Origin of the sequence: Cutibacterium sp. KBN10P07758 (assembly GCF_050286205.1) — a bacterium.
Taxonomy (GTDB): domain Bacteria; phylum Actinomycetota; class Actinomycetes; order Propionibacteriales; family Propionibacteriaceae; genus Cutibacterium; species Cutibacterium acnes.
Map to the genome: position 1 here is coordinate 601,726 of NZ_JBNNQV010000001.1, position 18,826 is coordinate 620,551.

Annotated in this window: 18 protein-coding genes; 15 read left to right on the forward strand and 3 right to left on the reverse strand. The window is 60.5% G+C overall.

What is annotated here, in order from left to right; all coding sequences use genetic code 11:
• Window positions 1-59: 59 nt before the first annotated feature.
• Window positions 60-407: a holo-ACP synthase gene (locus ACOYO3_RS02990; RefSeq protein ID WP_002516024.1), complete on the forward strand. Its 348-nt coding sequence runs from the start codon at window positions 60-62 to the stop codon at window positions 405-407.
• A 90-nt stretch (window positions 408-497) separates the two neighbouring features.
• The gene (locus tag ACOYO3_RS02995; RefSeq protein WP_002517663.1) at window positions 498-1,943 is read left to right on the forward strand and encodes an NAD(P)H-hydrate epimerase; all 1,446 of its coding nucleotides are present in this window, start codon (window positions 498-500) and stop codon (window positions 1,941-1,943) included.
• Window positions 1,944-1,986: 43 nt separating this feature from the next.
• On the opposite strand, the gene ACOYO3_RS03000 is transcribed toward ACOYO3_RS02995, so the two are convergent.
• Window positions 1,987-3,126 carry a glycosyltransferase family 4 protein gene (locus ACOYO3_RS03000; protein ID WP_002525134.1) on the reverse strand — a complete coding sequence of 380 codons (1,140 nt, stop codon included), beginning with the start codon at window positions 3,124-3,126 and terminating at the stop codon, window positions 1,987-1,989.
• A 593-nt stretch (window positions 3,127-3,719) separates the two neighbouring features.
• Between ACOYO3_RS03000 and ACOYO3_RS03005 the strand changes: the two genes are divergently transcribed.
• From ACOYO3_RS03005 to ACOYO3_RS03020, 4 genes are all read left to right on the forward strand, one after another.
• Complete coding sequence (locus tag ACOYO3_RS03005) at window positions 3,720-4,415, forward strand: ABC transporter ATP-binding protein (protein WP_002520614.1); 696 nt, start codon at window positions 3,720-3,722, stop codon at window positions 4,413-4,415.
• Window positions 4,415-6,754: an ABC transporter permease gene (locus tag ACOYO3_RS03010; RefSeq protein WP_427305758.1), complete on the forward strand. Its 2,340-nt coding sequence runs from the start codon at window positions 4,415-4,417 to the stop codon at window positions 6,752-6,754. The genes ACOYO3_RS03005 and ACOYO3_RS03010 overlap by 1 nt, the downstream gene beginning before the upstream one ends.
• 538 nt (window positions 6,755-7,292) lie before the next feature.
• Complete coding sequence (locus ACOYO3_RS03015) at window positions 7,293-7,757, forward strand: hypothetical protein (protein ID WP_002519626.1); 465 nt, start codon at window positions 7,293-7,295, stop codon at window positions 7,755-7,757.
• The gene (locus tag ACOYO3_RS03020; RefSeq protein WP_002519625.1) at window positions 7,733-9,208 is read left to right on the forward strand and encodes a DEAD/DEAH box helicase; all 1,476 of its coding nucleotides are present in this window, start codon (window positions 7,733-7,735) and stop codon (window positions 9,206-9,208) included. The genes ACOYO3_RS03015 and ACOYO3_RS03020 overlap by 25 nt, the downstream gene beginning before the upstream one ends.
• A 9-nt stretch (window positions 9,209-9,217) precedes the next feature.
• Here the strand turns inward: ACOYO3_RS03020 and ACOYO3_RS03025 are convergent, their stop codons facing one another.
• Window positions 9,218-9,898, reverse strand: a complete 681-nt coding sequence (locus ACOYO3_RS03025) for an HNH endonuclease family protein (RefSeq protein ID WP_002520618.1) — start codon at window positions 9,896-9,898, stop codon at window positions 9,218-9,220.
• Between the two features lie 211 nt (window positions 9,899-10,109).
• Between ACOYO3_RS03025 and tsaE the strand changes: the two genes are divergently transcribed.
• From tsaE to ACOYO3_RS03065, 8 genes are all read left to right on the forward strand, one after another.
• Window positions 10,110-11,003 (forward strand): tRNA (adenosine(37)-N6)-threonylcarbamoyltransferase complex ATPase subunit type 1 TsaE, encoded by an 894-nt coding sequence (gene tsaE, locus ACOYO3_RS03030; RefSeq protein ID WP_002525133.1) that lies wholly within the window; start codon window positions 10,110-10,112, stop codon window positions 11,001-11,003.
• The gene (gene tsaB, locus ACOYO3_RS03035) at window positions 11,003-11,662 is read left to right on the forward strand and encodes a tRNA (adenosine(37)-N6)-threonylcarbamoyltransferase complex dimerization subunit type 1 TsaB (protein ID WP_002516067.1); all 660 of its coding nucleotides are present in this window, start codon (window positions 11,003-11,005) and stop codon (window positions 11,660-11,662) included. Before tsaE ends, tsaB begins: the two co-directional genes overlap by 1 nt.
• Window positions 11,662-12,129: a ribosomal protein S18-alanine N-acetyltransferase gene (gene rimI, locus ACOYO3_RS03040; protein ID WP_002520620.1), complete on the forward strand. Its 468-nt coding sequence runs from the start codon at window positions 11,662-11,664 to the stop codon at window positions 12,127-12,129. The genes tsaB and rimI overlap by 1 nt, the downstream gene beginning before the upstream one ends.
• A complete protein-coding gene (gene tsaD, locus ACOYO3_RS03045; RefSeq protein WP_002517602.1) occupies window positions 12,122-13,165 on the forward strand; it encodes a tRNA (adenosine(37)-N6)-threonylcarbamoyltransferase complex transferase subunit TsaD in 1,044 nt (347 codons plus the stop codon). The genes rimI and tsaD overlap by 8 nt, the downstream gene beginning before the upstream one ends.
• A 113-nt stretch (window positions 13,166-13,278) precedes the next feature.
• Complete coding sequence (locus ACOYO3_RS03050) at window positions 13,279-13,770, forward strand: NUDIX hydrolase (protein WP_002517671.1); 492 nt, start codon at window positions 13,279-13,281, stop codon at window positions 13,768-13,770.
• Window positions 13,771-13,895: 125 nt separating this feature from the next.
• Window positions 13,896-15,065, forward strand: coding sequence for an ABC transporter substrate-binding protein (locus ACOYO3_RS03055; RefSeq protein WP_002517611.1), 1,170 nt, complete (start codon window positions 13,896-13,898; stop codon window positions 15,063-15,065).
• Window positions 15,066-15,087: 22 nt separating this feature from the next.
• Complete coding sequence (locus ACOYO3_RS03060; RefSeq protein ID WP_002517618.1) at window positions 15,088-16,167, forward strand: FecCD family ABC transporter permease; 1,080 nt, start codon at window positions 15,088-15,090, stop codon at window positions 16,165-16,167.
• Entirely contained in the window at window positions 16,164-16,916 is a 753-nt protein-coding gene (locus ACOYO3_RS03065) for an ABC transporter ATP-binding protein (protein WP_002525131.1), read from the forward strand. Before ACOYO3_RS03060 ends, ACOYO3_RS03065 begins: the two co-directional genes overlap by 4 nt.
• A gap of 26 nt (window positions 16,917-16,942) precedes the next feature.
• Here ACOYO3_RS03065 and ACOYO3_RS03070 read toward each other — a convergent pair whose 3' ends face one another.
• Window positions 16,943-17,521, reverse strand: a complete 579-nt coding sequence (locus ACOYO3_RS03070) for a hypothetical protein (protein ID WP_014167047.1) — start codon at window positions 17,519-17,521, stop codon at window positions 16,943-16,945.
• A gap of 103 nt (window positions 17,522-17,624) precedes the next feature.
• Here ACOYO3_RS03070 and ACOYO3_RS03075 point away from each other — a divergent pair, with 103 nt between their 5' ends.
• The gene (locus ACOYO3_RS03075) at window positions 17,625-18,824 is read left to right on the forward strand and encodes a THUMP-like domain-containing protein (protein WP_002517654.1); all 1,200 of its coding nucleotides are present in this window, start codon (window positions 17,625-17,627) and stop codon (window positions 18,822-18,824) included.
• The last annotated feature ends 2 nt before the right edge of the window (window positions 18,825-18,826 follow it).

Consider the following 18,826-nt stretch of genomic DNA (forward strand, 5'->3'; position numbering starts at 1 on the left):
GTACGTCGGGCGGCAGTCGCCAGGTGCTCGGAACTGACCGGACCCCTAATCTTGACCCTATGATCATCGGAATCGGGGTGGACGTCTGCGACATCTCCAGGTGGGAGGCTGCTGTACAACGCCACCCGGGGATGGTCCGCAAGATGCTCACTCATACTGAGGCTGTGATGCCGGCGCGCTCTCAGGCTGCCCGATTTGCCGCTAAGGAGGCCCTGTACAAGGCGTTGGGTGGAGGAGAAGGACTCTCCTGGCAAGACTGCGAGGTGGTCACTGACGGTGAAGCTGTGAGGTTCGAACTTCGTGGATCGCTGGCTCGACGCGCCGAGGAGTTGGGTGTGCGTAGGGTTCATCTCTCACTGACCCACGATGCCGGTGTCGCGGTGGCGATGGTGTTCTGCGAAGGTTAAGTCGCGCCTCCCCATCCCGCCCTTGTCATCGTGGTTGAATGAATACCAATCTGCAGCGAGAGCCCCGGGCGGGGCTGAAGGGGGATCGTCATGGCAAGTGTCTGTACCGCCGAGGCCACCCGAGCAGCTGAGCAGAGGTGGTTTGATGCCCACCCGGGACAAGACCTCATGGACATTGCCGCTCAGGCCGTCGCACGAAAAGCTCAGGAGCTTCTGCTGGGCGGAGCCGTCGATGAGATCATGCCTGATTGGGCAGCGTCCCAGTGTGTTCTCGTTCTCGTTGGTGGTGGGAATAACGGCGGTGACGGGCTGTTCGCAGCTGCGGCTTTGGCCCAGCGCGGGTGGCGGGTCGAACTCGCTCAGGTCATGGGCCAACCGCACGAGGCTGGCATGGCTGCCGCGCTCGACGCTGGTTGCATCCGTGTCTCACTCGGAGAGGTCACCAGTCACTCGTACGATCTCGCGATTGACGCTGTTCTCGGCATTGGAGGCCGTCCAGGTATTCCGCAGTCTCTAGAGCGAATCGACACCTGGTTGCGTGCTCGCCAGATCCCAGTGCTCGCGGTCGATCTACCATCGGGCCTAGATGCGAATTCTGGTGAGGTGGAGTCCTGTGTTCACGCCGCATACACCATAACCTTTTCCAGCCTCAAGTGGTGCCATATTGCTCACCCGGCCGCCCGCTATTGCGGAGAGTTGGAGGTTCATGACATCGGCCTCGACTTTGTCGACGATGATGGCGAGTGTCTCGATGATGTCGATGAGTATTGCGACCTCGCCGAGATGGCGTCGCTGTGGCCGGTACCTGGCGCGCTTGACGACAAGTACTCTCGCGGGGTTGTCGGCATCGATACCGGATCCGAGAAGTTCCCGGGGGCTGCTGTGCTCGGCGTTCTCGGAGCGTTGCGCACTGGCCCGGGAATGGTGCGGTTTTCTGGGCCAAGTGCCATCATGGCTTTCATTCTGAGCCGGGCTCCATCCGTTGTTATTGGTGAGGGTCGCGTTCAGTCCTGGGTTATCGGGTCTGGTTGGGGCACTCACGATGGCAACGCCGACCGATTTAGTCAACGGGCGGCTGAAGGCGTCCCCATGGTGATCGACGCTGATGCCCTGGCCCTCCTCCCGGCAGAGTTGCCGGAGGGATGTCTACTTACGCCCCATGCTGGGGAGCTGGCCCGAATGCTGCGGATAGAGCGCAGTCAGGTAGTAGCCGATCCGCGAGGCTCGGCTGTCCGTGCCGCTCAGCGGTTCGGCGCGACCGTCCTGCTGAAAGGCTCTATCCAATGGGTTGCCCGTCCTGACGGGGGCGTTCGTGCCGCTCTTCCTGGTCCCGCATGGACCGCTCAAGGTGGGTCTGGTGACGTTTTGGCCGGAATGTGCGGCACTCTCATGGCCGCCGGACTACCTGCTGACGACGCGGCTCTATGCGCCGCCGGAATGCAAGCCGCCACGGCTATTTCAATGCCAGGGCCGTACGCTCCGGACCAAATTGCCGAATTGCTGCCCGGAACCGTCACAACGGTTCTGTCACGCTGATGAGCCCCGGTTTCGCACCAGAATGGGAGGTCCAAAAGGGGTGTCAGAGGACTGCACGAATCCTCGTTGAGCGTCCAGCTAGCCGAATTGCTTCTTTGTAGTGCTCGACGAGTTCGGCGCACAGGTTCTCCCAGGTGCGGTTCTCGATCGACGCTCGTGCTGCTATGCCCATGGCGTGTCGCTTGTAGTCGTCACCGACGAGATCGACGACGCGAGAGCGGAAGTCGGTCATATCGCCAGGCTCGTAAAGCCATCCAGTGCGAGACGGGTCAATGAGGTCGATGGGACCGCCCTTGCGCGGGCTAATGACTGGGAGGCCACAGGCCTTGGCCTCCTGGACAGCCTGGCAGAAGGTCTCGAGTTCGCCCGTCGAGCAAAACACATCCATGCTGGCGACGGCACGGGGGAGGTCCTCCCCGCCGAGACCGCCGGTGAAAACAGCATGAGGAAGCTGCTTTTCCACCTCGGCGCGAGCCGGGCCATCTCCGACGATGACGAGCTTGGTGTTGGGGATGTCAGCGAGGTTGGTCATATCGGCGACCCGTTTCTCGGCAGCTAGACGCCCCATGTATCCGATGACTACCTCGCCGTTGGGAGCCCATTCATCGTGCAGTTGTTGGGAGCGCTTTGACGGATGGAATCGCACCTTGTCGACGCCACGTCCCCAGATGTCTACCCGGGGCACGCCATGGCTGACGAGTTGGTCGCGGGAGAAGGTGGAGGGTGCGTAAGTCGCCACAGCGAGGGAGTGAATCTGACGCACGCGGTACCAGCCGTAGAACTCGAGCTTGCCCAGCCCGTAGCGGCCCGCGTAGGAGGGGATATCGGTCTGATAGATCGCCACTATAGGTATCCTGAGGGAGGCTGCCGCCATGGCGCCCTTATACCCAATCATGAATGGTCCGGCCAGATGCACGACGTCAGGCTCGAACTCCGATAGGTAACGTTCCATCGTCCACTGCGGGCTAGTGGAGACACGGACGTCTTGGTAACCCGGCCAGTGCAGGGAGGCTAACGGAATGACGGGGAATCCGGCGTACTCGTGTGGGGTCTGGGCATCACCGGGGGCGAGCACGATGGCATCGTGGTCATGGGTGCTAAGGTGCTCCAGAACCCGCAGTACTGAGTTCGTCACCCCGTTGACCTGGGGCAGGAATGACTCCGTGATGATCGCAACACGCACAACTTCATGGTAACCGGGACACGCGACATCTTGGCGGGGTCGCGGTGTCGGGGTGGTGAACTCGGGGTGACGAGATCACCTGCGGTTCGCGGGGACGTTGTGTGAGCCTGGTCGTCCTTTGCCACGTCAGATATGCGTAGGTTATCTTAACGGCAGCTGTCTGTCAGGTTGCGAATATCCACAACCTACTCAACGAGGAGTCATCATGATTCGATTGCCCAAATTAGTGAGCGTAGGAGTCCTCATTGTCATGTTAGGGGGAGTTTTGCTGTCGCGCCCTCTGTGGCTCATTCAAGTAGCCTTGAGCTATTCGCTGAGCCAGGTTACAAGGCGCGTATCGGATATCGAACAACGACTGGAAGTTGGAATATTAGCAAGGGTAACAATGATACACTGAGTTCGGTGAAGAATCACACGAACTGGTCAGCTGCATTTTGGTACGATGCACATCAAAGAGGTCATTGTTGGGATTATAGCCCCAAGACTGATGACCCCTATTTCTGGTGGTATGACGACAATCAGGCATCATCCTTCGCTCTTGGGCGCGGGTGTTGAGTCGGCGGTCTCCCTTGGATCGATCCACCGCCATCGTCATGGAGGTTAGTGCTGGCGGTGGATCAATCGTCGTATCGGGGGTATCTCACAATTTCTCGACCACGCACAATCGCAATCTCGTCCTGGATGACGTCACCGTCTCCATGCAGCCTGGGGTAATGACCCTGCTGCATGGGGTGAGCGGATCAGGGAAGACGACATTGCTCAACATCATGTCAGGCTTACTGAAGCCGACCTCGGGAACGGTGTTCGTTGAAGGTAGCGACATTTATTCCCTGTCGACGTCCGAGCGCGACGATATTCGCCTTAATCGCATCGGAATGATCTTCCAAGAGCACTCCCTCATCGTCGATTTCACGGTTCGGGAGAATGTCGAACTCATTCTTCGAGTTCGTGGATTCGGCTCTCGTTCCCGCGTTATGGCGATCGAGGCTCTCGAACGGGTTGGGATCGCCCACCTCCAGGATCGCTATCCTCGACAGCTATCCGGTGGTGAAGCCCAACGGGTCGGGATAGCCCGCGCCATAGCTGGAGACCGTCCAATACTGCTAGCCGATGAGCCTACTGGCCAGCTCGATCGGCGCAATTCCCAGATGGTCTTTGAACTGCTGCGCGCACTTGCTGAAGATGAGAAGGGTCGCACCGTCGTGCTCTCTTCTCATGACCCTACAGCCAAGGAATATGCGCACCGATCCTGCGAATTGGTCGATGGTCACTTGGAGGATTCCTGCTGATGTGGGTGTGGAATCTGGCTGCCTTGATGTTGCGCTCCCGGAAAAGCTGGTTGCGCATGGTTCCTATGGCTGTTGCTTTACTTATCATGACCGTCAGCCTCGGGGTGAATCGTTCCATCAACCTGAGCCCGGAACAATCGGTGACATCGACGCTCGGGGCAGCCGATGGCTTGGTAAGTCCAGGATTTTCAGTTCTTGCTGGGTCGTCATCTCCTACCGTGCCTATTAATCGATGGAAAGTCCGCCAAATCAATCCATATCTCGAAACTCAAGTTTCCGTGAAGGGATTGCCTGAGGAGGTTCTCTATCAGGAATCCAGCATGCCGGGAATCAATACTAAGGGAAGATACGCTTTAATCTCTGGAAAATGGCCTACAAAACCCTCTGAAATTGTTGTTACTCCATCCCTGAGGCAAGGGATCGGTGGCAAGAATAAGCTCGTCCTGGAGCCTGGGAACTACGATCTCACTATCGTCGGAACAGTTGGGGCAACGTTCGATAAGTCTTCTCGTGAAATTCTGTCTCGCTCTGGAACATGGCAGGCGTGGCCTCTGACTCAAAAACAGGCTAAAATATCTGGGTTGAGTGGAAACTATCTTATTTTCTTTACCTCGTCTGATTCAGCTGGAACGTGCAGCAAGGTTAATGACGATTTGGGCTCCGATCCTCTCGATTCTGATGCATGTACAACGAGGGAGCAACTCCTCTCCAAGGAATTTGCACCGCTATCTGGAAAGAAAATCGTCGAGCAGTATCTGGCTTGGTTTCTCGTCGCCGGCTTGGGGGCGGGTTTGGCTGCTGCGGCCGCCACAACGTCGGCGCGCCGAATCATCGCACCTCTTACTGCCATGGGCGTGCCGCGTCGCAAACTAGCTCTGTCGCTGCGAGTCGTCACATTGTTCATGAGCATGGCTACTGCGGCAGCAAGCCTTGTTACTGGTGAGCTGCTCGTCATAGCTATTCGGCCATTATTGGCCCGTTTCTCCGATAACCCGCTGTCACCTGTCTCATCACCCACTATGAGCGCTGTCACCTGCCTGGGTGCCGCCATCGTGACCGCCGTCGTCATGGTTACCCCGAGCAGTCAGCGGGAACGCAAGGTTCATGGCAAACGCATCAATGTGAAAATGGCTCGTCTGTTGGCATGGAGTGGCGCTATCGTGGCCTGCGCCCTCTTGGTATGGGCTTCAGTGGCAGCGAAAGTCTCGCTGATTTCGGTGGCCATCGTTTCCGCGCTCTCGTCGTTGGCGGCAGGACTGGTGACACCGTGGTTACTAGCTTTGGTCTCAGGACGCGACGTTTCACCGGGCCGCAGGCTCGCCGCGTCTCGTGCCCTTCGCTCTCGGGGTTCATGGCACGGACTGTTCGCAGGGCTCACGGCAGGGCTTGTTGCCGCTACTGCGACAGGTCTGCTTATTGTCGCCTCACTGTTCGCACAGATGAATGCCACTAGTTCCACGGGTATCCCGCACGGTATGGCCTACTTTCTGGCAGAGCCGGGGTTCTCCCCTTCCCTGCCCGGCAATCTCGTCAAGCAGTTCGACGACGACTTGCACGGTGCCCGTAAAGTGCCGATGACATACGGTTCTAGCGACGACCGCGCTGGCAATTCTGTGGCGTGGTGGGCCTTTCACAACGTCGACGACGTCGCCAGTATTTTCCCCCTGACTGATAGGCAGCGTCGTCAGTTGCAAACGGCCGGAAGTTTGCGGGTCACTACCGATGAGCAGGCCTCCAGCACCGAAATCACTGTGCCCAGAGATCTTGGCTGGCTTGGCCAGATTAAGGTCATCGGGCATGGGTATACCCCACCAGCTAAGTCCAGTGACTCGTCGGTGAGCAGGGGATTCTTATATGTCGGCCTGAGCCCAAATCAGGAGGACACCGCCTACCACTGGGCTACGACGCACCACATTGACCCGTCTTATGTCATGGCCCCACGAATGGCGCCCAAGGTTCCCTTACCCGCGGCGACCCTCGTCGCTACCGGGCTGTTCACCATGATGACGGTCATCATGGCTGGCTCCCTGGCCCGAGACGAGCGTTTGGCGCAGAGGCGACTCACTGCGCACCTGCGACGCCTCGGACTGACACCGCGCTGGGTGGACGGTGTGATCTTCTTCGAGGTCGCCATGACGTGTGTCGTCGCGGTCATCGCTGGCACGATAGGATCGCTGCTCGCCTTGCTGGCTACCAGTCGAATCATGTCCGGCACGATGGATCTGGTTCACAGCGGATGGTGGGTTGTGGCTGCGCTCGTGGGATCGGTCATGGTTGGTTCCACCCTCGGTGCCACGATCCACCGGCCCTACTCGTGGAACACGACCATCAGCGACTGACGTTCGTTGAGGAATGCGGTCGATTTCGTCGATACGACCTTTTTGGGTAGAGTGCTGACGTTGGCGACGGCCCGATTCGTTCGAGCCTATGATGCGTTTCAGTTGCTCGATGCGCCTTGAGGGCGTGGCGGGGTTACCGGCTCCGGTTCTATTGCATTCACCTGCACGGCAGCTATTTCGCCCAGCCATCGAGACAGACAGCCATCCAGGATTCCATCACCGAGACCCGCTTTGGGTTCGGCGTGCTGCGGTCAGATTCCGCGACCCCCGTTAGTGGCACTGCGCCGTTTGTGTGCAGTGATGCCGGTCGCCCCTGGCCGAGGAGTCCGCTGACCATGAGGGAACACCCCATTGAGCAACAAAAAACGCAATCCCAAATCTTTCAAGGCTGACGGCAGCCCGAAGCGCCGCTGGACCGCAGCTGAGCGAGCTGCCCGCGGGCACAAGCCACGTACTAGGGGAGGTGTCCGCAACGGGCACACCGATTCCCGGGGTCGTAACTTCGAGGCATGGACTCCCCGGGAAGACGTGCGTCGCGATGACGCTGGCGGTAGCAGAGACCGCCGTTTTTCCCAGGATCGACGCAACCATGAGTGGTCTGATGGCCGTCAGGACCGTCGTTACGACCGCCGTGACTGGGATCGTCGCGACGACCGCAGGTGGCCCGATGACGGCGAGTTCCGCTCCCACAAATCGCGTCGACCGGGCCACCACGCTAATCGTGATTGGAAGCGTGACGACCGCCGCGGATCGTCATGGGACCGTGACGATTGGCGCGAGGACCGTCGTGGACAGCGGCGCGACCGCGATGACCACTGGGATCGCCGTAATGGCGGCCGTGACTTCGACCGCCGGGACTCCCGAAACTGGCGTGAGGACCGTCACAGCTGGCGCGATGATCGCCGTGATGACCGCTGGCCAGACCGCTCGGATCACCGCCGCGACGACTGGTCCCGTGACGACCACGACGACGACAATATGGATTGGGAGGCCACTGAGCTGACCGATCTCGACGTCACCGGTATTGATCACGAGGGCGGTTTCTCGGCCCTTGGCGTGCCCGACGAGATCGTTGCTGCTTTGGCCAAGACTGGCATTACCGATCCCTTCCGCATCCAGATCGCCGCCATCCCCGACGCCATCGCTGGGCGTGACGTGTTGGGCCGCGCCTCAACGGGTTCGGGTAAGACGTTGGCCTTTGGTGTCCCGCTGCTGTCGCGCCTGTCGGCCACCCCGCGTGAGGATAACCGGCCTCGAGCTCTCATCCTTTCTCCCACTCGTGAGCTGGCCATGCAGATTGCCGACGTGCTGTCCTCGCTGGCGTCCTCAATGGGGCTATCGACCATCCTCATCGCGGGTGGTATGAGCTACGGCCCGCAGACCAAGGCTTTTAAGAGGGGAGTCGACCTTGTTGTCGCCACCCCGGGGCGTCTGGTCGACCTCTTGGAGACTGGTGACGCCGACCTTTCCGGTGTCGCCGTGACTGTCCTCGACGAAGCCGATCACATGGCTGAACTGGGATTCATGGAGGCCGTTGGCTCGATCCTCGATGCCATTCCCGCTGACGGGCAGCGCCTGCTGTTCTCTGCCACCCTCGACGGTGCCGTTAACAAGTTGGTTAGGCGGTACATGCACGAGCCGGTTATCCACGAGGTCGACCCCGACAAGGGATCGGTCGCGACGATGACCCATCACGCTTTCCAGATCAAGCCTCACGAGAAGGTCGGGCTGATGTGCGAGATCGCTAACCGTAGCGGCCACACCATCGTCTTTGCTCGAACCCAGCGAGGTGCCTCCCGGATGGCCGAGCAACTGCGTGAGGCCGGCGTCATGGCTGGTGCTCTGCACGGCGGCCTGACCCAGGGTGCCCGTGCCCGCGTGTTGGCGGCATTCAAGGACGGTTCCCTGCCGGTCTTGGTTGCCACTGACGTCGCGGCCCGAGGAATTGACGTCGATGACGTCACTCTGGTGTTGCAAGTCGATCCGCCGATGAACTTCAAGGACTACCTGCACCGCTCCGGCCGTACCGCTCGCGCCGGACACGACGGGGCCGTCGTCTCTCTTGTCCTGCCGCATCAGCGTCGCACAATGGCTCGTTTGTACCGTCAAGCCGGGGTGAAGCCGGTAGAGGCCCAGGTCACGCGTGGCGACGACCACGTTGCCGAGGTGGCCGGTTGCAGCCCGGCCCTGGGCGCTCCTATTGACGAGAAGGATTACGAGGCTCTCGTCGCTCCCAAGCAGCAGCGCGGCAAGAAGGCTCGTGACGGAAAGCCTCGTCGTGGCAAGGGCGGACGCAACCGCGGTGGACGTGGATTCGACGGGGGCCGTCATCGCGGTCACGACTCCCGTGATCACCATGATCGTGGGCATGACTCGCGCGGACACAATTTCCGTGGCCGCGATCGTCGCGACATTGAGGCTAAATACGGCCGTTCCGGAAACGACACCTGGTGAGTCGACCACTTACCGGGCGGGCAGCGCATGGTTCGGGCACGTCGAGAGCACCCGAATCATCGCGTTGCGTTCCGCTGAGGTGACCCAGAGATGGTATTTCCGCTTGACAGCGATTTGGCGAGACACGTAGTCACAGCGATATGACTTGTGTGGCGGCAGCCATGTCGCCGCGTCCCCGGCCCCCTTGTTCTGGTTGGCCTGTCCTTCGACGGCTAGCAGATTGAGGGGGTCGTTCGCTAATGCCTGACGCCGGTCCATGGGCAGCTGCTGAGCCCCTGTGACCCAGGCGTTTCCGAGCGCGACAACATGGTCGATCTGTACCACAGCTGAAGTGTTGCGACCGCGCCTCCACTGTATCGTCCGTCCCGTGTAGGGGTCGTGTAACTCGCCGGAGACTATTCGACATCGGCTGCCGGATTTCAGCTTCGCCCCGACGAGGTCGCGAGCCAAGGCGTCGTCGCGGGTACCGCAGCCGTTATGGCCCCAGGGATGGGTGAGGGCGGGGTCAGAGTTGTCGCTCCACGCTGGCCCGAACTGGTCCCGCGAATAGCCGGTCATCGGCGCACGTCCCTTGACAGGGAGGTCACCGAGAGCTTCTGCGGCCTGGCCATAGGCCGTCGATCCTTCTTGTGGAACAGCCTTGCGGTACACCCCGACGATCACCAACGATGCGACGACCAACAGCAGCACCCATGCCCATCTCCGTCGCGGCGTTGACGCCATATCGTTACCTCCCACAGCTTTTGTTAGCCAGCGTGGCGTCGCTGGTGGCATAGTCGCGGACGCTACACCACGGGTCTGGCTCGTGAGAAGGCTTGGGCTGGATCACCTGTCCCGCTGCCTGCCGGAGGACTTGGGACGGCGAGGCTGAGGTGAGGTTCGACGACTATCCTGGGTTCTCGTGGATAAACAGACCAGCCTGCAAGAGGCGATCCCGGAACTTGCCGTCGCAGTTCCGCAGGACGCCGCGGCTCTTGCGCGCGCCCTTGATCTCGAGGCACAGACTGTTTCGACGTGGCTGACGCAGGGTCTCGGCATTGTTGCCCGCGTCGGTTCCCAGATTGTCGGTCTAGCTCACCTGGTGGATGACGGTGGCCACGCCGACGTTACCGATCTGGCCCTGACTACCCCTGACGATGCCGACGTCGTTGCAGCCCTCATCGGTGGGGCTGAACAGATCGCTACGGAGCTGGAGTCGCGCGTCCTTGTCGTCTCGGGCCTCAAGGCTTCCCCCGGCCCGGCCTATCACTACAACAGTGGCTGGGTTCGTGTACTACCCACCCGGGTCGTCGTTCCCACCGCTGAGGCTATGCATGCCTTCGGAGCAGCGCTGGCGGCGCAGTTGCGTGCCGGAGACATTGTGCTGGCCTCCGGAGATCTCGGTGCCGGTAAGACCACCTTGGCGCAGGGGATAGGTAGGGGGCTCGGCGTCGATGGGCCCGTTATCTCCCCGACCTTCGTGCTGGCGCGCCGCCACGCCGGATCTGAGGGGCGGCCCGGGTTAGTCCACGTTGACGCTTACCGTCTCGGCTCGGCCGCCGAGCTCATTGACCTTGACCTTGACGAGACTATGGACCAGGCGGTTACTCTCATTGAGTGGGGAGCTGGCATAGCTGAGGATCTCGGTGGCTCCCACCTCGACGTCGACATCCGTCGCAGCGGGGACCCTGCCGACGAGACCCGTGTAGTTTATTTGGAAGGCTTCGGCCCGCGCTGGCAAGACGTCGACCTGTCGCTGCTGTCCGAACTTCCCCTCGACACCATTTCTCCCGACCAGACCGGAGACAACAACTGATGAACACCATCGTCTTGGGAATCGACACGTCGACGGCTGTCAGCGTCGGTTTGGCACGTGGATCTGAGGTGCTCGTCAGCCTGCACTACGACGATCCTCGTGCCCATGCTGAGCAGCTCATGCCCCTCATCCATCGCGGCTGTGAGGAGGCCGGGATTGCTTTAACCGACATCGCAGAGGTCGCTATTGGGGTCGGCCCTGGCCCCTACACCGGCCTGCGGGTTGGGGTGGCAACAGGAAGGGTACTGGCACACCTGGCCGGTCTTACCCCGCACCCGGTATGTTCCCTCGACATCCTGGCCCGGCAGTGGGCTGGGGTCGATGGGGAGTTCGTGGTATGTACTGACGCTCGTCGCCATGAGCTGTATTGGGCTCGCTACGACGCTTCCGGGCATCGTCTCGACGGCCCCAATGTCACTCGCCCTGAGGACCTGCCGAAGGATCTGCCCATCGGTGGTCCGGGATGTCTGGTTCGCGGTCTGACGCCGACCCCGGGATCGCCTGAGCATCTGGACGCCGGGGTGCTTGCGGCGTCGTGGCAGGCTATGCCTGACGTCGGGCTGGAGCCGCTCTACTTGCGCGATCCTGATGCCACCGTTCCGACGGCGCGTAAGGCCACCTTGACCCCGACCCGCCTCACCCTGCCCGGCCTCAGGTGATGACGAGACCCGCTCGCATGGCCGACCTTGACGCCGTTATGGCTGTTGAGCAGGCCAGCTTTGACCCAGCGTGGTCGCGTGCCTCCTGGGCCGAAGGGATCGCCCCGGCTGATCACCGCCTCACCTTAGTCGCTGGGGATGACGAGGTTGCTGCCGTCGCGACCTTCCACGGTTTCGACGTCGCGGACCTCGACCGGATCATGGTGACGCCCGCAGCGCGTGGGCGCGGCCTGGCCGTCGAACTGCTCGCCCGTGGCCTGGATTGGGCGACGTCCCGGGGGTGTCACACCATGATGCTTGAGGTCCGCCGCGATAACGACCCGGCCATTTCTCTCTACCGACGCTTCGGCTTCGAGACGATTTCGCAGCGACCCAACTACTACGGCGGCGGGATCGACGCCCTCGTCATGTCCGTTGATTTGCCCCGCGCCGAGACCACAACCCCATCCGAGGAGAACCATGTCTGAACCGCTCATTCTGGGCATCGAGTCATCGTGCGACGAGACCGGAGTTGGCATCGTTCGGGGCAATGACTTGCTCGCCAACGAGGTCGCCTCTTCGATGGAACAGCACGTGCGCTTCGGTGGAGTCGTGCCGGAAGTGGCATCCCGAGCCCACTTGGAGGCCATCGTCCCGGTGTTGGACAAGGCCGCCTCGACCGCCGGGGTGGATCTGTCCGAGCTCGACGGCATCGCTGTGACAGCCGGTCCAGGCCTGGCTGGGGCACTCGTCGTCGGCCTGTCGGCGGCCAAAGCTTTAGCAAGCTGGCTCAACAAGCCTCTGTACGGCGTCAACCATCTGGCTGGACATGTCGCCGTCGACCTGCTTGAGCACGGTGAGCTGCCGATGCCATGTGGGGCTCTGCTCGTCTCAGGCGGCCATACCAGCTTGCTGCGGGTAAACGACATCGCCACAGACATTATTGAGGTCGGCTCGACGATCGACGACGCTGCTGGTGAGGCCTACGACAAAGTGGCCCGCGTGCTTGGCCTGCCGTACCCGGGTGGGCCGGTCATCGACAAGGCTGCCGCCGAGGGGGACCCGACAGCGATTCGTTTCCCACGCGGACTGACGGCTCGCCACGACATGGTTAAACATCGCTTCGACTACTCCTTTTCCGGCCTTAAGACCGCGGTAAGTCGGTGGGTGGAGACCCAGCAGCGTGACGGAGTTGAGTTCCGCATCGCTGACGTCGCCGCCAGTTTCCAGGAGGCCGTTGCCGACGTTCTCACTGCGAAAGCCGTCGACATGTGCCAGGAGTATGGCCTCACTCACTTCCTCATCGGCGGCGGAGTCGCGGCGAACTCTCGTCTGCGGACTCTGCTTGCTGAGCGGATGGCGGACGCCGGCGTTGAGTTGCGACGGCCACGTCCGGGCCTATGCACCGACAATGGGGCTATGATCGCGGCCTTAGGTGTGCAGGTTATCAAGGCGGGGCTGCCTGCGTCGGCCATGGATATTTCGGCTGATTCAGGATTGCCTATCGAGACGGTGCTCGTCTGAGTCGGGGCAGGAATGTGAACGCGCGACCCGCTGGAGTTCGCCTACGAGATCGTGCCGCATGCCTTCGAAAGTGGACATGATCTGATCTTGCTGCCGGGTGGGAGGATTAGCCCATGATGACCCCGATCCTCACCACCCTTGGTTTCGTCATGCACCCCGATGCCGAGCGTGTCCTCATGGTGCATCGCATTGCACGTCCTGGCGATGAGCAGCTCGGCAAGTACAACGGGCTGGGAGGCAAAGTTGAGCCGGGGGAGGACGTCGTCGCCGGTATGAGGCGCGAGCTGCGCGAGGAGGCTGCGATCGAGGTTGACGCTATGCGCCTACGTGGCACCGTCTCGTGGCCGGGGTTCGGGCGGCACGGAGAAGACCATTTCGGTTTCATCTTCGTCGTCGACTCCTGGCATCCCCTTGCCGACGCCATCCCTGACGCCAATGAAGAGGGGCCACTGACCTGGGAGCGCGTCGACTCGCTCGACGAGTTACCGATGTGGGAGGGGGACCGCTACTTTCTGCCGCTGGTTTTTGATCCTGATGTTCCGCAGTTCCACGGCTGTCTGCCCTATCACGATGGTCGACCGACCGGGTGGTCATACTCGGTGTAAACCTTTGACGCTGGGGGCTTCGTGGATGCGCGGCGTCATGCTTGCACCGAGGCTTAGGTAAAGCTAACCTTAAGCCCACTTTGTATCGGCGCTGTACGCCCCCCACAGGAAGGCCCGCCATCATCATGAATGTCACAAGAACTCTCGGCGCCATTGCCACGATTGCTCTTACGTTAGGTCTTGGTGCCTGCGCCGGTGGTGCCCAGGAGAAGGCGTCGAGTGGCCATACTCCCGCTCTGAGTGTCACCGATGTTGCAGGGCGTACGGTTTCCTTTGACGCCCAACCTAAGCGCATTCTTTTGGCTGAGGGGCGCGCGCTGATGGTCACCAGTGTCCTGAACAAGGAGAATCCGGCTAAGGATGTGGTAGCCATCGGCGCTGATTTACACAAGGCGGCGCCCAGCTTCGAATCTGCATTGCGTCAGGCCCGCCCACAGGTGAGCAAACTTCCGATGATTGGCAGTATCGCGAAAGGGGACGTCACTGTGGAGAATATGCTGTCGTTCAAGCCCGATGCGGTGGTCATGACTCTGGACCAGAAAGAGGCTGCGGAGAAGGCTGGATTTCTTCAGAAAATGGACCGCGCCAAGCTTCCATATGTTTTCATCGACTTCCGCAGGAAGCCTCTAGAAAACACCACGAAATCGATGGCGACACTCGGTAAAATCTTTGGTGGAAAGGCTGTTTCCCGAGCTAAGGAATTCAATAAATTCTATCAATCGAAGGTTGATGACGTGTCACGAAGAGTCTCCCGGGACAGTGACAAACCTCGCACATTTCTGTGGCGTGCTGCCGGGCTTAAGGACTGTTGCTCCACCTATGCGAATCTCAATCTGGGCGACGTCATCACCGCTGCCGGAGGCCACAACCTTGGGGCGGACCTCCTCTGGACATCTGCAGGTGACGTCACCCCAGAAAAGATTGTGGCAACCCAACCTGAACACATCATCGCCACCGGTGGTTCGTGGGCTAAGGATCCGAAGAAACCGGAGTCGGTTCCTCACGTCGAACTTGGATATAACGTCACTGATGACGATGCACAGAGGACCTTGGCTGGCCTGCTCAAGACCCCGGGATTTTCCTTACTCAAGGCCCCGAAGGACGGAAAGTTGCATGCCGTCTATCATCAGTTCTACGACTCTCCCTTTAATGTTTTCGCACTTGAGCAGTTCGCGGCATGGCAACATCCGAAACAATTCAAGGGTGTCGACCCAACGAAGGATTTCGCTAAATTCCATGAGGACTACTTGCCTTTTGGCTACCGCGGCGTGTTTTTCGTCACGCTGAAGAAGTGAATCCGACGTGAGTAACACTGACATGTCCCTTGCCCGGGAGGATCCTGCCACCGGAATGGTGGCTGTGGTGAGGGGATACTACCGGCGTGCCCGTTGGAAGCGCTGGGCCATTGTCCTGCTTTCGGTCATTGCGGTGGCTGCTTTCCTAGTCACCATCGTGGTTGGCCCCGTGGACATCACTCTTCCCCAGCTGCTGAGAGCACTGGTCAATCCCTCCACGGTGGATGCTCAGACCAGAATGGTGCTGTGGCAATTGCGCATTCCGTCGTCGGTGATGGCGGTACTCATTGGGGTGTGCCTTTCGCTCGCAGGCGCGCACATGCAGACCATCCTGGACAACCCGCTGGCAGAACCTTTCACGTTAGGGATCTCTGCAGCAGCAGCTTTTGGGGCGGCCGCCTCTATCGTCTTGGACTGGACGATCATTCCCAATTCCCAATTCAACGTGGCGGTCTGCGCAGCAGTGGCATCCCTTGTTGCGGTTGCCATTGTTGCCGCTGTCTCACGCCGCCGTGAAGATGGCCGGGAGTCCATGATCCTGCTTGGTATCGCCCTGGTATTCGGATTCCATGCGCTCCTGGCGCTCTTGCAGTACCGAGCCACCCCGGAGGCCCTCCAACAGATCGTCTTCTGGACGATGGGCTCCTTTCAACGGGCTACGTGGACTTCGAATGCCATCATCGCCGCCGTCCTGGCTATCGCTATTCCCATCACGATCAGGCATTCGGGGCAGCTGACCGCGTTGAGACTCGGAGATGAACGTGCTGCCGCCATGGGGGTGAATGTGCCCCGGCTGAGGTCGCGAATCCTTATTCTGGCGTCACTGCTGGCAGCGGTTACCGTCGCCTTTGCTGGGGTCATCGGATTCGTCGGTCTGGTCGGTCCCCATGTCGCCCGCATCCTGGTTGGCGAGGAGCAGCGATACTTCGCCCCTGCCTCCGCAGCTACTGGGGCCTTCCTACTGGCCACCGCCCATGCCCTGTCGATCACCATCATCCCTGGGGTGGCGATACCTATTGGGATCATCACCGCGCTAGTGGGGGTGCCAGTATTCGTTTCCCTCATCCTCACTCGGCATCGTGTCTTTGGAGGGGCATCGTGAACATCCGCCTGTCTAACCTGCACTTGTCTTACGGGCAGCGTCACGTGCTCGACGGGGTGAGCCTCGGTCCGCTGGAGCGGGGGACGGTCACTGGGCTGCTCGGACCCAACGGAGCGGGAAAATCCACGCTCATCAAGGCGATCGCCGGGCTGAAGACCCCTACCTCGGGAGAGGTGATCATCAGCGATGACGATGGCCATGTCAGCGGAGCCCAACTGCGCGATGTCGTGGGTTACCTACCCCAGGACGTGCTTGCCACCGCATCCCTGACCGTCCTTGAGTCGGTCCTGACCTCGGCTCGCAGCAGGAGCAAAGCGACGGTGGAACGTGCTGCTCATGTCTTGGAGCGCGTCGGTATTGCCCATATCGCCCACCGCTTCATTTCCCAGCTGTCTGGCGGACAACGGCAATTGGTGGCGTTGGCGCAGATGGTAGTTCGAGATCCTCAGGTCTTGCTGCTCGACGAGCCCACCTCTGCATTAGATCTGCACAATCAGATCGAGGTGTTGCGCCTAGTGCGCAGAGCCGCTGACAGCGGGCACAGGATGGCAATCGTCGCCCTCCACGACCTGAATCTGGCTGCCTGTTATTGTGACCGCCTGGTGTTGTTACACGAGGGCGGGGTGCATGCCGAAGGATCACCCTCGGAAGTCCTCACCCCGGACGTGTTGGAGCGCGTCTATGGGTTCCGTGCCCGGGTGCTCAGCGACGGCGGCATCCCCGTCGTTCGTCCAGTGGTAACCGCGTAATCCGTCAATTGCGGGCGTTATCGTGGTCAGCTGGCTAGCCTGATGATCCACAGAATGAGGCAAACCACCGGAGCCACCCAGCGAGAACTCCACGCTCCGTAGTGAGTTTCCGTAAACATACTGTCTGCTCGAGGGTTGCTCCCTGGCAGGCTGCATGGGGCAATGGCTGTGAGCGCGAGGCTTACCGGCAACAGGATCGAGAACGGTACCGGTGTTGTCACGATTGGGGTATCCGCGAGGACCCCCATCGTTATAATGCTGCCGAGAGCCAGCATGATGGTAACCCCAGCGACGACGTCCTGCCCAGAACCGTCCGGTTCGACGAAGGATTCTACAAAGGTTAACAAGCCGGGAGTCACGATGATCGCAATAAAGAGCAGCGCCCAGCTGATGTTCGTGTGGGCGTCCCAGTTGAGAGGCTCGGTGCGTGACGCGTAATAGGTCGTCGCCATGGCGCCCAACTGGAATGCTGAACCGATGAAATGGTGGATGTACCACCCTGCTGAACGGCGCGACGGATCTCCCCCGGAAGTCGTGTTCTTTGACCCCCGGGACTGTAGGCGCTGGGTAAATCTTGATCGATTCTCGTAGGTGGTGACGGCCACGACGGTACTGGTTGCTCCTCGTATAGAAAGCGGTGAATGCGAATGCAATGTCTCGACCGAAGATTCTACCCACACTGTCAGAAAGTACGTCTAGGGTGACAACGTGGATTACACCGTGGCACGGCGTCTGGTTAGTAGCGAGGGGCGCAAAGCTCTTGAGTTAGCGGGTGCTGAAGCTGATCCCGACTCGTTGTTGGCTGCCACCAGGTTGCGTCAACAGATAGATGGCGATCTCGCCGCAGCGGTACTAGACCAAATCAGTCTGAGGCGTCGGGCTGTTGCGAAAATTGGGCCGGTTGCAGCGTCAATGTTGTGGACCCGTGACGGTCTAGAGCAGGCCACCCGTGGAGATGTATCGCGGTGGCGTGCACATCGCCTCAAAGAAGCCGGATTTACCCACGTCGTCGATCTTGGATGCGCCTGCGGGGCGGATGCGCGGGCATGTCTTGATACTGGCCTCGAGGTGACAGCCGCCGAGATTGATCCGGTAACAGCCGAGCTAGCGCGCCATAATCTGCCCGAAGCGCACGTGATGTGTGCTGACGCTATGGCGGTCTTCGCTGACTTCCGGGCTCGCGGCAACACAGTCGTCATGCTCGATCCGGCTCGGCGCACGGGCAGGGGGCGAACTTGGCGGTTAGAAGATGTGCAGCCGCCATGGTCATTTGTTGTGACAGTGCTTGAATCGGTGCCTGCGGTCGTCAAGCTAGGGCCTGGCGTCGACCGCTCCCAGCTGCCAGACCTTCCCGTCACGTATGTCGGACATCGTGGAGACCTGGTTGAGGCGACGGTGTGGTCTGGATTTGAGGATCAGTGGCCGGGCGATCGGGCAGTACTCATTGAGCCTGCCGGGATTCACGAGCTGCCCGGCGGATCTCCGGCTCCTGCAGCTGGTGAACTTGGCACCTTCGTGGCTGAGCCTCACCCAGCAGCAATCCGCGCTGGCAGCCTCTCGGCGATCGATGGATCGTTGCACGCGGTGTCGGAGGGTATCGCCTATCTCACTGCAGAAGAACCCGTTGCCTCGCCGTGGCTGACATGGTTTGCGGTCAAAGAGGTCCTGCCCCTTGACGTCAGAGCGTTGCGTTCCTGGGTTCATCATCACCACGTCGGAACGGTGGAGATCAAGAAACGCGGTGTCGACGTAGACCCTGTTACATGGCGACGCAAGCTTAAGCCTTCGGGACCGAATCGCGTGACGGTCGTATGCACCCCGACGACCGGAAGAACCAAGGCGCTGGTATGTGATCGCGTGAGACTGCCATGTGGCCTGCTCGGAGCAGGCTCAGATGTGATGTCATGAAT

Bases quoted from the DNA above. Each gene is read 5' to 3' on its own strand.
- ACOYO3_RS03005 (WP_002520614.1), top strand. From the start codon at position 3,720: ATGGAGGTTAGTGCTGGCGGTGGATCAATCGTCGTATCGGGGGTATCT.
- tsaB (WP_002516067.1), top strand. From the start codon at position 11,003: ATGAACACCATCGTCTTGGGAATCGACACGTCGACGGCTGTCAGCGTC.
- ACOYO3_RS03020 (WP_002519625.1), top strand. From the start codon at position 7,733: ATGGATTGGGAGGCCACTGAGCTGACCGATCTCGACGTCACCGGTATT.
- ACOYO3_RS03060 (WP_002517618.1), top strand. From the start codon at position 15,088: ATGTCCCTTGCCCGGGAGGATCCTGCCACCGGAATGGTGGCTGTGGTG.
- rimI (WP_002520620.1), top strand. From the start codon at position 11,662: ATGACGAGACCCGCTCGCATGGCCGACCTTGACGCCGTTATGGCTGTT.
- tsaD (WP_002517602.1), top strand. From the start codon at position 12,122: ATGTCTGAACCGCTCATTCTGGGCATCGAGTCATCGTGCGACGAGACC.
- ACOYO3_RS02995 (WP_002517663.1), top strand. From the start codon at position 498: ATGGCAAGTGTCTGTACCGCCGAGGCCACCCGAGCAGCTGAGCAGAGG.
- ACOYO3_RS03050 (WP_002517671.1), top strand. From the start codon at position 13,279: ATGATGACCCCGATCCTCACCACCCTTGGTTTCGTCATGCACCCCGAT.
- ACOYO3_RS03055 (WP_002517611.1), top strand. From the start codon at position 13,896: ATGAATGTCACAAGAACTCTCGGCGCCATTGCCACGATTGCTCTTACG.
- ACOYO3_RS03015 (WP_002519626.1), top strand. From the start codon at position 7,293: ATGACGCTGGCGGTAGCAGAGACCGCCGTTTTTCCCAGGATCGACGCA.
- ACOYO3_RS03010 (WP_427305758.1), top strand. From the start codon at position 4,415: ATGTGGGTGTGGAATCTGGCTGCCTTGATGTTGCGCTCCCGGAAAAGC.
- ACOYO3_RS02990 (WP_002516024.1), top strand. From the start codon at position 60: ATGATCATCGGAATCGGGGTGGACGTCTGCGACATCTCCAGGTGGGAG.